Raw genomic sequence first — 14,703 nt, forward strand, 5'->3', positions numbered from 1 at the left:
GTTGTGAGCAAGGCCAAGTTCAAATTGCGCAATGAGGCGTACATGCTGTACGTTGATTAAGCTATTTGAACTTCTGCCAAAGGCATGCCCTGGGCAAATGCAACTCTCGGGAAAAATTCGCCGAATTACACACTGCACTTTTTAATTGAAATATAGATAATTCCAACTCATTGATATTTAATAGGTTATAAATTTATAACATAAATGTTTGTGAGAAATGAAGGTTACATTTTTTCTGAGTTCATATAGGGTTGCAGAACATCCGGCACGAGTACATCTCCATCTTCGGTTTGATACGTTTCAAGAATGGATGCCACGATACGAGGCAATGCCAAACCAGATCCATTTAATGTGTGAAGAATCTCCGTTTTTCCTTTTTCATTCTTATATCGAAGCTGCATTCGCCGTGCCTGGAACGACCCAAAATTGGAACAGGAGCTCACTTCCAACCAGCGATGTTGACCGGGGCTCCAAACTTCAAGGTCATATTTTTTGGTTTGTGTGAATCCCATATCGCCGGTACACATCAGTAGTGTTCGATACGGCAATTCCAGTTTTTTCAGCAGAGATTCTGCATATTCCCGCAGTGATTCCAGTTCCTCATCAGAAGAATCGGGATGCACAATTTTTACTAACTCCACCTTGTCGAATTGGTGCAACCGGTTCAAACCGCGGACATCCTTCCCATAACTTCCTGCTTCTCGTCTCCAGCAAGGAGTATATGCTGAGTAATAGACGGGCAGATCTTCCATTGAAAAAATTTCATCGCGGTGAAAATTAGTCACAGGAACTTCCGCGGTTGGAATGGCAAAAAAACCATCTCTCGGAATGGTATACATCATATCTTCTTTATCGGGAATCTGCCCGGTACCACGTGCAGAATCTTCATTCACAAAGTAGGGTGCCTGAAGCTCAGTATATCCTTTTTCGGATGCTTCATTCAGGAAAAAATTTATCAGTGCTCGCTGCAACCTTGCCATGGCACCCACATAAAAAGGAAATCCGGCCCCGGTTACTTTCGATCCACGTTCAAAATCGATCCAACCTTTTTTCTCTGCAATCTCCCAGTGCGGTTTTCGCCACTCCTCTTCAGACGTTTCGCCCCACGTCAAGTATACTTCATTATCTTCTTCCGAATGACCAACCGGTACGGACTTATCCGGTACATTTGGAATTTGATATAGCAGATCACTTCGCTCTTTCTCCAAACCGGAAAGTTTATCTTCAAGTTCTTTAATCTTCTCCTTGTTATCGCCTGTCTCTTTGATCAGTTTTTGGGCTTCCTCTTTTTTGCCCTGACCCATTAACTGGCCAATTTTCTTCGCTTTCTTATTACTCTCAGCCCGCAGGTTATCAAGTTCAGTTACAACACTTCGCCATTCTTCATCTTTCTCTATCACACGGTCTACAACGGAGCTGTCTGGTTCCCCCTTATTCTTCATCCCCTCCTTCACGAGATCAGCGTTTTCACGGATAAATGCTACGTCCAACATATGAGCTAAATATTATTTTTTGATTGTTATTTTGGCACAAAGATACAATGAGTAAAATCCTGTTTGAAATTTTTTCATCGGCTAACCTAAATTTTTGTATGCATTTATGTAAATGAGTAAAAGGGATTGTTTTCCTAACAAATTAAGGCTAAATTGAAATTGAATTAGAAATATTAGGCAGGGCGAAATGACAAATCTATTAGACGAAACAGACATAAAAATTCTTAATCATCTACAAGAGGACGGAAGAGCTCAGCGAAATACAATCGCGGATATTGTTCATTTATCGGTACCTTCCGTTTCCGAACGAATGCGGAAACTTGAAGAGAAAGGGCTCATTATTAATTATAATGCCATTCTTGATGCAAAGAAGTTTCACTTTGATATAACCGCATTTATTTTTGTGGAAGTGGATGGCTCTGAACGTTATTCAGACTTCGTAGAGCGGGTAACTGAACATCCAGAAGTGATGGAATGTCATTCTATAACGGGTGATGGTTCTCATATTCTCAAAGTGCGCACAAAAAACACGGAATCCCTGGAAAAATTCCTTTCGTTGATTCAAACGTGGGAAGGGGTTACTCGAACACGATCAAACATTGTACTCTCTACGTTTAAAGAGACCCGAAAACTACCTATTGAAAACGCTGAGGATATCAAAAAATAATACGGTCATTTTACGAACTCTCGTTTTATCATTTTTCATTTTTGGGTTATTAGTATCTCTTTCAGCAAAATCCATTGCCGGATCTCTACAAAACGAGCCTTCGCATAGAATTGCTTTGTCTGTTAATGATTCAGACAACTATTTATTTACATCCGGAAATTTAGATAGGATTCGCGCAATCGGGGTCGATATGCTGGAGGTACCATTTCCAAACAGCATTAGCAACACTGATCTGGAACAGTTTTACTTGCTCCTGGACTCAAACCAACACTACGTTACGGAGTATCAAGTAAGAAACAACTATAAATTGATTCTGAATTCGGTACTGAGATCGTATAATAGTGTACCGGCTCAATTAATGGATAATTTAGCGGCAATAAAATTGTTTGATTATCCTGCAGATTATAGACCTGATTTTCCTTCTTCAGCTGATAGTCTACTCATCCAACTCTCGAATTCTTTTGATAAACCGATTTATTATCAATCAGCATTTTCTGCACCGAACTATCCACTTCAGAAAATTGATTTTTTCTCAAGCCAGATTAAGGTTCGGCAAGATGGATTAACTCCTCTCTCATCAACAGTTGTCAAATTTGAACCATCCACCGATGAGAATGCTTCTCTCCAAAGCCTTGAAGAGTGCCTCAATCAGTTGCTCACCGAATCCGAAAGTCTAATCATCATTCCTGCTGATTGGTTTCTCAAACGAATGGAAGCTCAATCATCATTTTCAACGATCATCTCTGCATATCTTGACGGAGAGCCCGTTAATTTTCCAATGCCAGCAGAAACCGCATACTCTCCGGAAACCAACTGGCCGATTATAATATTGTTGATAATATGGATCAGTTTTATCCTCAATTATAGGTATCAACCCATGTATAAGGCAGCCTTGCCCCGATATTTCCTGAATCATTCCTTTTTTGTTCAAGATGTGAAGCAATACCGAATTCGAAATGCCACACCGGGTGTCATTATTTTACTGCAGCATGCTGTTATCACAGGTTTATTTTTCTATTTGCTCTCCGAAGATTTTATTAGCAGCCTAGGTTTAGAATCTTTTTCATATCATTACTCAGTTATTTTTTATCCGGGTTTTGAAAAGCTTTCTCTCTTTGGAATTGGATTTTTAACAGCCTTAATCTCACATATCATTTCAATTTTCTGGATTTACCTGCCCAACAAACAAATAAAGCAGCTCAACCAGGTGATAAATCTCTATAGTTGGCCATTCCACATCAACCTGATTGTGGTAACTTTTGCAGTTTACTTCGTACAGCTTCAATCTGCAGAAGACTGGACTCTTGCAGCGGCCGTTATTTTTTTCTTCTTTTGGTTTTCGAGTTTTATAATCGCCGCAGCAGACAGCGCTCGGTTCCTCCAAAAATACCGAGCTCTTAATTTATTTCTAACCGTGGGCCTTTATTTTCTTGTGATCTCCCTCTCAATCGTGCTTGCCTTGTGGCTGCCAGGGATCTATCAACCAATTGAGATGGCTTTTATGCTCCCTTAAACAATCTGTTTTCTTAGTCGGGCTACAGGGATCTGAAGATTTTCGCGGTACTTGCTAACCGTCCGTCGGGCTACTTTATATCCTTTATCCTTGAGAATTTCTGTGAGTGCCTGATCGCTATACGGCTTCTTTTTATTCTCATTTTGAATTACATCCCGGAGTACATTTTTTACTTCCCGGCTTGATACGTCCTCGCCACTTTCTGTTTCCAACCCTTCACTGAAAAAATACTTCAGTTCAAATACACCAAAATTGGTTTGAACATATTTGCCATTTACAACCCGAGAAACCGTTGATATATCCATATTGATCCTTTCAGCTACATCTTTGAGAATCATTGGTTTTAAACCTTCCCCGTGTTTGAAGAAATCCTCCTGAAGAGCGACAATGGTACGCATCGTTTTCATCAACGTGTTGTGCCTCTGTTTGATGGAATCAATAAACCACTGGGCTGACTCGACTTTATCTTTGATGAATTTTCTTGCTTCTTTATCACCACTCTCTTTCTGTTTTTCTTTCTTATTCTTTAAATTTTCCCACATCATTTTATAGTCGGGAGAAATCCGGAGTGGGGGGATATTTCGCTGACTCAATCGAATGACAAATTCACCTTCATCTTTTTTTCCATCCTCTTCAAACGGCTCGTAATAAACTTCAAAATCCGGTTCAATATATTGCTGGTTGTCTGTATCGGGATTTGAAACCCCTCCCGGACGTGGATTTAAGCCTTTGATCAGCTCAAATACCTCTTTCAATTCTTCATTGCCAACACCGAGGCGAGACTTCAGCTTTTCAAAATGTTTCTTTTCAAAGGCGTCCCACTCCTCCTCAAGAAGTTTTTCTGCCAGTTCCCTGAGGTCTGTATCTGTATCTGAGTGTCGGACCTGGCACAAAAGGCAATCTCTCAAATCCCGGGAAGCGATACCGACGGGTTCCAACTCCTGGATCTGTTTTCGAACCTTTTCAACCTGGCCGGCCTTCACTAAAGTCCCGTGGTTAAATGCAATATTATCTACCACGGCATCAATTTCTCTGCGGAAATATCCATCCTCATCCAGTGAACCCAATATTTGGTCTGCGATCAACATTTCGTCTTCATCCAGGTCTAGAAGAGAAACCTGCTGTTCAAGTTCTTCTAAAAGGGATTCATGATACGGATTAGGCAGGTCTTTCCAGTCGTCATCCCCAGCAGATCGGCTTCCGGTACCCGAATAGTTCATACCGTCGTACTCGGTATTATGTAGAAAAGAATCCCAGTCGATCTCTTCATTTTGATCTACCGGGTCCGGGTCACTATCGCCCTCCTGCTCTTCGGTCTCCTCCCACTCAATCTCCTCATTTTCAGGGAGTGTTTCCTCTTGTGATAGCGGATCTCCTTCTTCAAGAACAGGATTCATCTCGATCTCCTGTTTCACTCTTTGTTCAAGGCCCATCGTGGGAAGCTGCAACAGTTTCACAAATTGAATCTGCTGCGGAGAAAGCTTCTGCTGCAGCGACTGTTTTTGTGATATGTTTTGACCTGTTTTTAACATCTACGCGATTTGTTTCCTTTCTTCTTCACAAATATCAAGAAACTCCATATACCATTCCTCCCCATACCGGCGAATGAGCGAATCTTTCAAAAAATCAGACAGGTAAATACCTTCACTTTCACCCCGATCACATCCGGCAGAACACAATTCCGGCAGGTATTCAAAATTAGCATATTCAAGACCGGCAATTCGTTTGAGCCGAATCGGGTACAAGTGACAACTAATCGGCTTTTCCCATCCAAATTCACCGGAATAGTAAGCATTTTGAATGGCGCATGTGGCAGCTCCGTTTTCATCTTTCTGAACAAAAACACATTCACCGGACTCAATACAGGAGATTTCATAGCCGTTCCGGCTATCACCCTGTACTACTCCATTTTCCTTGACAACATTCACTGCTTCAGGATCCAAATTGTCTCTAAGTTTTCTGAAAGCCTTCCTCAAAACCGGGATCTCCTTCTTGCTTACAGGTGCTCCGGCATCACCCACTACACAGCATGCACCTTTACATCTGCTAATGTCACATGCGAATTTTGCCGTTGCAATATCCTCAGAAAGTATGACGTTTTGAACTCTTATCATGTTTCATTACTTAATAATACTTGAATAATCTATCTGCTTTAGAGTCATCAACTAAGTGAATAATATCAAATATAATATCAGCTCAATTTCATTTATCCGATGACTGCCACTTTTCATCAACTCATCAACTCATCAACTCATCAACTCATCAACTCATCAACTCATCAACTCATCAACTCATCAACTCATCAACTAAATATAACGAACACAAATGAGGGGTATGGCATTTATCCTGCTAAAATTTGGAATTTTAATCTCAGGATGGATCAACAGAGCTCAAAATATTTTCCGGCTTTTTGTTTAACAGCACCCTTCATTTCCAGGTCTAAGAGTGTCGGCAGAAGTGCATAGGTGGGTTTTTCAATCTTCTCACTTATTTGATCGATATGTAACTCATCGTTTTTTAAAAGCTTGCAAATTTCTTTTGATGCTTCATCAAGCTCCAGGCTTTCCCACTTCTTTTTGGGATTTTCTTCAATTTCCTGTGATTTTGAATCGGTATGAACAGAAATTTCAACTAAAATATCATCAATAGACTGAACCAATTTCCCCTGTCCGGTGCGAATCAAATAATTGCACCCCTGCCCACCTAAAGAGTCCAAAGGATGTGGAATGACAAACACTTCACGATTTTGGTCTAACGCACTTCGAGCGGTAATCATACTTCCACCTTTAACTCCACTTTCCACAACCAATGTACCGTGACTCATTCCACTGACAATTCGATTCCGTTCCGGGAAGTTTACAGCATCAGGAGCAGCTCCCGGTTCAAATTCTGTAATAACCGCACCATCATTTTCGATGATATCTTCCGCTAACCTAGAGTTTTTCGACGGGTAGATCACGTCTATTCCCGACCCTAAAACAGCAACTGTTTTACCACCCGATTCCACCGCCGCCCGATGTGATACAGCATCAACACCGTAAGCAAGGCCGCTATTTACACAAAGGCCGGCAGCTGTAAGCTTACTTGCCCACACTTTCGCTTGATTCAATCCGTATTTTGAAGCTCGCCGGGTCCCAACTACAGCAATTCCGTCTGATAGCAGTGCTTCTTTATTTCCTTTTACCCAAAGTAAAACCGGCGGATCAAAAATATGCCTGAGAAGAGGTGGGTAGTGTTCATCATTAATGGAAACAAGATCTGCCCCGATTTTTTCTGTCTTTTCGAGAATGGAATCTACTTTTTTCCATTCATCAAACTGGACGAAATTTTTAGCTATGTGTTCACCAAATCCATCAAACCGAAGCAGGTCCGGCAATTTCATTTTGAAAAGCTCAGACGCATCCCCTACTGCGGTACGGTCTAATAATGTTTTTATTCTGCGGACTCCGAAATCGGGGATTTGAAGAAGTGCCAGCAGTGCTCTATGATGACTTGTCTTGTTCAACGGTTTGTAGTTTCTCCCAAATTTTCTCTTTCAGCTCCTCCATATTATGCCCAGTTGCAGAGGATATCAATATTGTGTCGATACTATCCTTCAAGTCAAGCTCTTCATCCAGCTCGTAATTCTCTTTCAGGTCCATTTTACTTATAGCAAGTAGTCTTGGTTTATCCAAAAGATCAGATCGATAAGCTTTAAGCTCGTTCAGGAGAGCATTGTATTCCTGCTTGATATCTGAATTGACAGCAATTACAAATAACAACAAATTATTCCGTTCTATATGCCTCAAAAACTGGATTCCTAAACCTTTTCCTTCATGGGCATCTTCAATAATTCCGGGAATATCTGCCATCACAAAACTTCTGTAATCTGAAGATGTTACTACACCCAAATTTGGCTGGAGCGTTGTAAAGGGATAGTCTGCAATTTTGGGTTTGGCCGCAGAAAGAGCCGATAACAATGTACTCTTCCCGGCATTTGGAAAGCCGACGAGTCCGACGTCTGCAATCAATTTCAATTCCAGTTCAACCGTTCGTTCTGCGCCCTCTTCACCTTCCTGGGCGTGTTGGGGAGTTTGGTTGGTGGCACTTCGGAAGTGCCAGTTACCAAGTCCGCCTTTCCCGCCTTCCGCAATAACAATTTCCTCTCCGTCTTCTGTAATCTCACCTATACGCTCTTTTGAATCAGCATCATAGGCCACCGTTCCCATGGGTACTTCAAGAATTTCATCCTCACCGTCTTTTCCCTGTTTTCGGGATGTATGTCCATTTTGCCCATCTTTAGCATTCACAAATTTTCGGTATCGAAGGTCAAGAAGAGTATTGAGTTGCTTGTTTCCCCTGAGTATAACATCTCCGCCTTTGCCTCCATCGCCTCCGTCTGGACCTCCTTTAGGCTCATACTTCTCCCGCCTGAAGTGAGCCATTCCGCTCCCTCCGTGTCCACCTGTTACATAAATCTTCGCGTAATCGGCAAATCTCATAAATCTCTTTATTTTTTAATAAGGCAAGAAATTCGCAAATTTTCCTTCAGAAGAATCATAAACTTGTTTCCAATGACGACAGTATAAAGGAATAACTTCGCGGATTTTTAATACAATTTAATTTCTCAGTATCCGAAGCAACTTTGACAATTTTTTCTTCAACTTCGGCCGTGCTACGATAAAATCGAGGAACCCATGCTCCAAAAGATACTCTGAGGTTTGGAATCCTTCAGGAAGATCTCTTCCGATGGTTTGACGAATGACCCGCGGACCGGCAAATCCAATAAGCGCCCCCGGTTCTGCAATGTTAAAATCTCCAAGCATTGCGTAACTGGCTGTTACTCCACCCGTCGTTGGATTGGTCATCACGGATATGTATGGAACTTTTTCCCTTTCCAACAAAGCAAGTTTTGCGGAGGTTTTCGGTAGTTGCATCAGGCTGTAGACGCTTTCCATCATGCGGGCTCCACCAGATTGTGAAATAATAATAAGCGGGTACTTTTTCTCGCGAGCATGATCAATTGCCCTGCACAAGCGCTCTCCCACTACGGATCCCATACTTCCGCCGATAAACGAAAAATCCATACATGCAATAACTACATTATGCTTATCAAGCTTTCCAACTCCAACACGACATGCATCCGAAAGGCCCGATTTTTTCTGAGTTTGTTTAATCCGGTCTTTATACTTCTTTCGGTCCTCGAAATCGAGGGGGTCGGTAGGCATGATATCATCGGCAATTTCCGTGAATTTATTACCATCAAAAAGGATCGAGAAATACTCCTCACTCCCTACTCGAAAATGATACCCGCTGAGCGGATCCACCCAGTGATTTTCCTCAAGTTCTCGCCGGTGAATGGTTTCTCCCGTCTCAGGTACCTTCACCCATATGCCCTCAGGCATATCTTTCTTTTTATCGGTTTGAATGTTACTGTCTTTTCTTTTAAACCAAGCCATATAAACTGATTAAATTTTAGACTGCCTCAAAAATAACGAATATCGCCCGAAGCAAAAATCTTTTTATTTGGGTAAATCCTCCGGGGCAGGATTGTAGTCATCAAATTGGGTATAAAGATCTATTATCGTCTGTTTCAGCTCATGGCTATGAAAAGAATAACAAATTGCTCTGGGTCAACACCAAAAATACTAACCTATTGCCCCGCTGGAGCAAATAAAGGATTCATATACTCGCTTGCTAAAAAACATCCTGTCCCGTCCGGGACAAGTTCTTAGATTATATAACCAGTTTTAGCAAGCAATTCACTCTGCTCCGGCAGGAGCAGCAAATTCGTAGATAAGCGGACAGATAATATCCCAAGCGATCCGGAGGTGCGGCATGTTCTAAACGGCAAACCTGTCTCCAGAACTCCCTCAAACATCCGTATCATTCACCTGTGAAAGCGTCAAATATTCTGGCTCAAACGATTCTACATCTGCCTGACTGAAATGCTTTTTCAATTCGGGATGGTTCCATCCCAACACAAGATTCTTCGCTGAGATCGCTTCGGTTCCATGCCAGGTCATCTCACCTCGATTTTCGATTTCTAACCGTTCCCACCCGGTTCCAACTATCACATCTCCCTTTTTGATCTGTCTCTCTAACTTCTCGATCTCAACTACATTTGCCTTTGAAATCTCAATTTCATTATCCAAACTCTTTTTCACTTTTTGATGATAGAGGTGCTGCCGGCGTGCATCAATCACAGCGTGAATAGCGGGGGGATTATCTGCCAAAAAAGGGATCGCAAAACTAAGAAGTGTGGGAAGTGTATAAAGAGGTACATCCTGCTGAAAAAGCAAACCTTTAATCGCTGAAGCACCAATTCTTAATCCGGTATATGAGCCCGGTCCGTTGCTGAAAAGAACGGCGTCTAAGTCTGCTACTTTTAATGAATGGCGATCCAACAGCTCCTTGATGAACTCAAATGTACGTTCAGAGTGTACGGAACGACCTTCCATCCGTTTTTCAATTACGCTTCGCCTTCCTTTTCCCAAAGCAACTGAACAGACCGGTGTTGATGTTTCAATGGCTAAAATCATAATCGTTCGATCTTCAAATTAAAAAAACAATACCCGTCGATGCTCGGTTTATACAGCCATCGGATGAGTATTCTAATTCTAAATTTAACTTTCGGTAAATTCATTCATCCGATGACTCAATGGTTATAATCTATTTAGAGTAAACAACTTCTATTGTTCAATAAACCAGGTTTCGTTGCTTAAAAATACCCATCGCTCATAAATTCTTCGAAGCTGACTGTAAACATCTGCGGGAAACTCTTTTCTGCTGATATCGATATCGAATGAATATTTAACTGTGTTCCCTTCAGAAATGTATTCCTCACGCAAAGCCGCACCCTGCAAACTTGTATCTCTTGTTTCACCCATCGCGTCCACAGAAAATCCATCCGGCAGATCAACAGTATAGCGAATTGATAATTTTTCCGGAGCATCAAGCGTAATCGGGACTCTTCGCTCGGTAGACTCAAAGGGATTTCGAAAGAGATATCCTACTACCATCGGGCGAAATTCAATTCCATCCCGAAAACTTGCCGCATAATTGGGGATTTCAAATTCTGTAGTAACATCCACAATATTCCGGTTCCGGGAGTTAATTTGCAAGCTGCTTTCAGCCATCTCGGCTTCCGTGTACACCTCAAAAAATATCTGTTTAATAATTGCTGGCGCCGGCTCTCCTGATTCTAATTGCTCCCGAATATTCTGAGACGGATATCCTCTTGTCTGAGCCATTAGTGTTCCGTTTAATGTTCCATCCATCGAGAGGGCTGCCTGAATTTCAATGTCCAAATCAAAAACACTTTGTTCCGGTGAAATATCAACCCATTGATAACTCTCTTTTGTCAGTACCATACCCTGCGAATTGTACGACTCAATAGGGATTAAATTGGGCATACTTACTGGAAATGAGCCATCCATAAAATATTTCTTTCCATCAATTTCACTAAAAACAAGCAACCTGTTAAACTGGAAAACAGATGGAAATGATTTATCAATTCTGCCAAATTCACGACCCGACAAATACAGAGGTTTTGCATCAATCCCTGCCCCTCTTAGTATAGTCAAAAGAACCAGGTTGATTTCGGCCTGTGTGGCTAATTCACCTTCTAAAACATGATAGAGGTCCCCCTCCGCAACTACTGAATTCACACCATTAAACTGTACATTTGAGTTCACATAATGGAACACTGAATCCTGTGCCTCAACAACTGAATTCTTTGATGCCGCGATCTCCTCTCCTATCCGTTCAAACTCCTGATAAGGAGCAATCTTTTCATAGGGATTTCGATTCCGAAGAAGCTGCGCTGCAACAAACTCCCAACTATTTTCAAGAGGCTGACGCGGAATTCCGAATTCACTGATCTGAAATTTAATCTGTGCCCGGATATCATCAATCGAAGAGATATAGCTCGACACATCTACTGCGGGAATCTCCTCCCCATTCCACTCCTGTATATATACCGGGTTTGGCCTTGGCAGAGTAAAAAGCAGCGGAACATTGCTTGTATCCACCCGGTGTTCCTGGTATTCAAGTTCGAAGTCTTCTATATGCAAAGGAACTGCATCGTAGCGGATAAATTCAGAATTCCTGAAATACAAATTGGCTTCCTGTGTAGGAACCCTGTGCCCAAGGTAGAAGTTTGGAAGTTCTTCAATGTAACGCCTCTCTAAGGTATACTTATACTCAATTATTGATCCTTCCTGAACTTCCGGCATCTCAAACTCAATAATTTTATAACGCGAATTAAGATCAACCGTACGCCTGTTTTCAACATCAAACCGCACCTGGCTTCCATCGGGTTGATGGGTGATCGCTTCAAGATTAGTGATCGTTTCAATGCCGTCTTTGAAATAAAATGGTATTCCAATTAGTCCGGCTTCAGCCTGTTCGAGCTGATCACCGGTGAGAACTCGAATTCTCACAAGATTATCGATTACTGCCAAAATTCCGGATGGCCTCTCTATCGTTCTGATAGATGATTCTTTCAGAAGATATTCGAACGGATACCCATGATCTGCAGAGTTATTGAATTGGCTACCCGGAATTGAACCGAATTTATTGAAAATATGGATCTCATCAAGGATGGGAGAATCGTCTTGAGAATAAGCCGTTCCACCAAAAAGAAGAACAATTAATAAGGGTAAGAAAAGCCGCACAAAGAGCTGCATTCTGGCTGGTAATTCAAAGTCAATTCTTAAGTGTGTTGATGGCAAACCTTTTTTTATTGTAAACAGCAAGTGCACGACCGGTCAGTGTTTCACCAAGATAAGGTGAGTTCTTTGATTTCGACCGGACTTCGTTTTTATTGTATGTCCACTCCTCGTCAGTATTAAAAATGGTCAGGTTTGCAGACTGACCTTCTTTGATTTCAGGAATTTCAAGATTTAAAATTTGCCGCGGGTTGATAACGAGCTTATCCATCAACTGTTGCAGAGAGAGTTTGTTGGATTGTAGCAATCGTTTTACGCTGATGCTCCAGGCTGTTTCAAGGCCTATAATTCCGTTTGGTGCGTATATAAATTCTACCTCTTTCTCTTCGATGGCATGTGGGGCGTGATCGGTACAAATTACATCAATGGTTCCGTCAACCAACCCTTCAATCATTGCATCCACATCATCTTGGGTTCGAAGCGGCGGATGCATTTTCACATTCGTATCAAAATTTCGGGATTCGATCTCCTTGTCCGTCAGATCAAAGTGATGTGTACAAACCTCGGTTGTTACATTGACTCCATCCTCTTTCGCTCTTCGAACAAGATCCACAGCTTTACGCGTGCTGATGTGCGCCACGTGAATGTGTCCGCCTGTAAATCCGGCCAGTAAAATATCGCGGGCAATCATCGCTTCCTCGGCAATGCCCGGAGTCCCGTCCAGTCCCAATCTTGCAGAAACGTCGCCTTCGTTCATATGACCGGGGCGTGAGAGTGCTAAATCTTCCTCATGATTGATGATCGGCACTCCCAGCATCGACGAATATTCCAGGGCCACGCGCATCACTTGGGAGTTGTAGACCGGATCACCGTCATCGCTAAATGCCACGGCTCCGCCCTCTTTCATATCGCTCATCTCCGCGATCGATTCTCCCTTTCGCTCCTTTGTCGCACAGCCAATCGGGTGAACATCCACCAATTGATGTTCTGATTTATTCCGGATGAATTCGACAACATCCCGCGTGTGAATGGCGGGTTTGGTATTCGGCATGCAAGCCACTTCCGTAAATCCGCCGAACATGGCTGACCGGCATCCTGTTTCTACTGTCTCTTTATGTTCATATCCCGGCTCCCGAAAATGGACGTGCATATCCATCCACCCACCGCTTATGTAAGCACCACCGGCATCAAAAACCTGTTCTCCATCTTGTTTCTTTAATCCGGAGCCAATTTCTGAAATCACACCCTCTTTGATGCGAATATCGACGGAGTCGTCGCCGTCATGATTAGAGCTTACCGGTTTTGCATTTTGAATAAGAAGGTTCGGAGTGGTTTCCATTAACTAATTAAATTTCTTTTTATGGTCAAAGAACCTGTCAGAGTCCGAACGGAGTGAGGTCCTGACAGAGTTCAAAACGTATTCAATTAAACGCGACTCTGGCAGTCCCGACACTTCGGGGGCACTCTGGCAGGTCGCTTTTATATTTTTATAAATATAGGCTGATTTGACGGGAAAAACGATTGTGGATTTTAGGAGATGTGTAGTATTGAATAATGAGCTTAACAGAATAAATTTAATAGATCAATATTGACCGTTTAAAATCCTATTTTTCTTCTTTAACCAGCTCTTTGTCTCCCTCTGATCTATAATTCCGCAGGAAGTCAGAAAAAAAGTCATAGCCTTTCGGCCAATATATTTCTCTGCCGTTTTCATACAATTTAGCCTGTTTGAAATAAGCGAGATCAGATAATGGGCTGCTTAATTTATCGTCTTTAATGAATGGCGATAGATCTATGGTTTTCTCTGTTTCATTACTAAAACTTAAATGAATTTTTTTGATCATCTTATATGGTAAACTCTGTTATGCGTATCATCTTCCATCTAATCTTACACATCCGGTGATTTTTTATTTCTTTTTTGAACCATTATTAAAAACTAAAATGAAAAAACCGTTTATAATATCTAAACAAGGACAAAACAAATCTGAGAATTATACTGAAAATTAACTTTTCCCCTCTACCCCTCGACCTCAATTTTTGCCTTTATAACATTTAACGTCTCGGGGTTTTCTTGGTTGTCTATCATACCCGGGTTTGCTCATTTCATTCGCTCCACCCGGGGCTACAAACATGTCACTCCTCCGGAGTGGAGTCGTTTTTACAGTCATCAAATTGAATCTAACCAAGTAAATACCCATCAGTTTTTCGAAGCGAAGCTTCGGAATAATTTTCAAACCACAAACCACAAACCACAAACCACAAACCACAAACCACAAACCACAAACTGTCTATCCCTAGCATAGCTTGACCGGTTAAATACCAAGTTATGAACACACGAAAACTAAATAAACGCCGCAAATTCAGCGAACAAATACGCCG

General features: G+C 41.8%; 13 protein-coding genes. 2 read left to right on the forward strand and 11 right to left on the reverse strand.

Annotated features, from left to right (window positions below; genetic code table 11):
- Nucleotides 1-224: 224 nt before the first annotated feature.
- Nucleotides 225-1,493 carry a serine--tRNA ligase gene (gene serS, locus L6773_RS19055; protein WP_237856153.1) on the reverse strand — a complete coding sequence of 423 codons (1,269 nt, stop codon included), beginning with the start codon at nt 1,491-1,493 and terminating at the stop codon, nt 225-227.
- Between the two features lie 187 nt (nt 1,494-1,680).
- Here serS and L6773_RS19060 point away from each other — a divergent pair, with 187 nt between their 5' ends.
- The gene (locus L6773_RS19060) at nt 1,681-2,160 is read left to right on the forward strand and encodes an Lrp/AsnC family transcriptional regulator (RefSeq protein WP_237856154.1); all 480 of its coding nucleotides are present in this window, start codon (nt 1,681-1,683) and stop codon (nt 2,158-2,160) included.
- A gap of 115 nt (nt 2,161-2,275) precedes the next feature.
- Nucleotides 2,276-3,673, forward strand: a complete 1,398-nt coding sequence (locus L6773_RS19065; RefSeq protein ID WP_237856156.1) for a hypothetical protein — start codon at nt 2,276-2,278, stop codon at nt 3,671-3,673.
- Here L6773_RS19065 and rpoN read toward each other — a convergent pair.
- The 10 genes from rpoN to L6773_RS19115 all read right to left on the reverse strand — a co-directional run.
- A complete protein-coding gene (gene rpoN, locus L6773_RS19070) occupies nt 3,670-5,205 on the reverse strand; it encodes an RNA polymerase factor sigma-54 (protein ID WP_237856157.1) in 1,536 nt (511 codons plus the stop codon). The two genes, L6773_RS19065 and rpoN, sit on opposite strands and share 4 nt — an antisense overlap.
- Nucleotides 5,206-5,787, reverse strand: coding sequence for a DUF3109 family protein (locus tag L6773_RS19075; RefSeq protein ID WP_237856158.1), 582 nt, complete (start codon nt 5,785-5,787; stop codon nt 5,206-5,208).
- Nucleotides 5,788-6,053: 266 nt separating this feature from the next.
- Entirely contained in the window at nt 6,054-7,178 is a 1,125-nt protein-coding gene (gene dprA, locus L6773_RS19080) for a DNA-processing protein DprA (RefSeq protein WP_237856159.1), read from the reverse strand.
- Complete coding sequence (gene obgE / locus L6773_RS19085; RefSeq protein ID WP_237856160.1) at nt 7,156-8,154, reverse strand: GTPase ObgE; 999 nt, start codon at nt 8,152-8,154, stop codon at nt 7,156-7,158. The genes dprA and obgE overlap by 23 nt, the downstream gene beginning before the upstream one ends.
- 117 nt (nt 8,155-8,271) lie before the next feature.
- A complete protein-coding gene (accD, locus tag L6773_RS19090) occupies nt 8,272-9,111 on the reverse strand; it encodes an acetyl-CoA carboxylase, carboxyltransferase subunit beta (RefSeq protein ID WP_237856161.1) in 840 nt (279 codons plus the stop codon).
- A 414-nt stretch (nt 9,112-9,525) separates the two neighbouring features.
- Nucleotides 9,526-10,194, reverse strand: coding sequence for a tRNA (adenosine(37)-N6)-threonylcarbamoyltransferase complex dimerization subunit type 1 TsaB (gene tsaB, locus L6773_RS19095; RefSeq protein WP_237856163.1), 669 nt, complete (start codon nt 10,192-10,194; stop codon nt 9,526-9,528).
- A 150-nt stretch (nt 10,195-10,344) separates the two neighbouring features.
- Complete coding sequence (locus tag L6773_RS19100) at nt 10,345-12,342, reverse strand: DUF3858 domain-containing protein (protein WP_237856165.1); 1,998 nt, start codon at nt 12,340-12,342, stop codon at nt 10,345-10,347.
- Nucleotides 12,343-12,361: 19 nt separating this feature from the next.
- Nucleotides 12,362-13,663, reverse strand: coding sequence for a dihydroorotase (locus L6773_RS19105; RefSeq protein ID WP_237856167.1), 1,302 nt, complete (start codon nt 13,661-13,663; stop codon nt 12,362-12,364).
- A 265-nt stretch (nt 13,664-13,928) separates the two neighbouring features.
- Nucleotides 13,929-14,168 carry a DUF2442 domain-containing protein gene (locus tag L6773_RS19110; RefSeq protein ID WP_237856168.1) on the reverse strand — a complete coding sequence of 80 codons (240 nt, stop codon included), beginning with the start codon at nt 14,166-14,168 and terminating at the stop codon, nt 13,929-13,931.
- Between the two features lie 334 nt (nt 14,169-14,502).
- Nucleotides 14,503-14,703: hypothetical protein (locus L6773_RS19115; protein WP_237856169.1), on the reverse strand; the 201-nt coding region annotated here is incomplete at its 5' end.

It is taken from the genome of Rhodohalobacter sulfatireducens (genome assembly GCF_022012475.1).
In the GTDB taxonomy this organism is placed as follows: Bacteria; Bacteroidota; Rhodothermia; order Balneolales; family Balneolaceae; genus Rhodohalobacter; species Rhodohalobacter sulfatireducens.

What these genes read in the sequence shown, in the direction of transcription:
- rpoN (WP_237856157.1), bottom strand. Translation starts at nt 5,205, where the DNA reads ATGTTAAAAACAGGTCAAAACATATCACAAAAACAGTCGCTGCAGCAG.
- serS (WP_237856153.1), bottom strand. Translation starts at nt 1,493, where the DNA reads ATGTTGGACGTAGCATTTATCCGTGAAAACGCTGATCTCGTGAAGGAG.
- obgE (WP_237856160.1), bottom strand. Translation starts at nt 8,154, where the DNA reads ATGAGATTTGCCGATTACGCGAAGATTTATGTAACAGGTGGACACGGA.
- L6773_RS19060 (WP_237856154.1), top strand. Translation starts at nt 1,681, where the DNA reads ATGACAAATCTATTAGACGAAACAGACATAAAAATTCTTAATCATCTA.
- L6773_RS19105 (WP_237856167.1), bottom strand. Translation starts at nt 13,663, where the DNA reads ATGGAAACCACTCCGAACCTTCTTATTCAAAATGCAAAACCGGTAAGC.
- L6773_RS19110 (WP_237856168.1), bottom strand. Translation starts at nt 14,168, where the DNA reads ATGATCAAAAAAATTCATTTAAGTTTTAGTAATGAAACAGAGAAAACC.
- L6773_RS19100 (WP_237856165.1), bottom strand. Translation starts at nt 12,342, where the DNA reads ATGCAGCTCTTTGTGCGGCTTTTCTTACCCTTATTAATTGTTCTTCTT.
- tsaB (WP_237856163.1), bottom strand. Translation starts at nt 10,194, where the DNA reads ATGATTTTAGCCATTGAAACATCAACACCGGTCTGTTCAGTTGCTTTG.
- accD (WP_237856161.1), bottom strand. Translation starts at nt 9,111, where the DNA reads ATGGCTTGGTTTAAAAGAAAAGACAGTAACATTCAAACCGATAAAAAG.
- L6773_RS19075 (WP_237856158.1), bottom strand. Translation starts at nt 5,787, where the DNA reads ATGATAAGAGTTCAAAACGTCATACTTTCTGAGGATATTGCAACGGCA.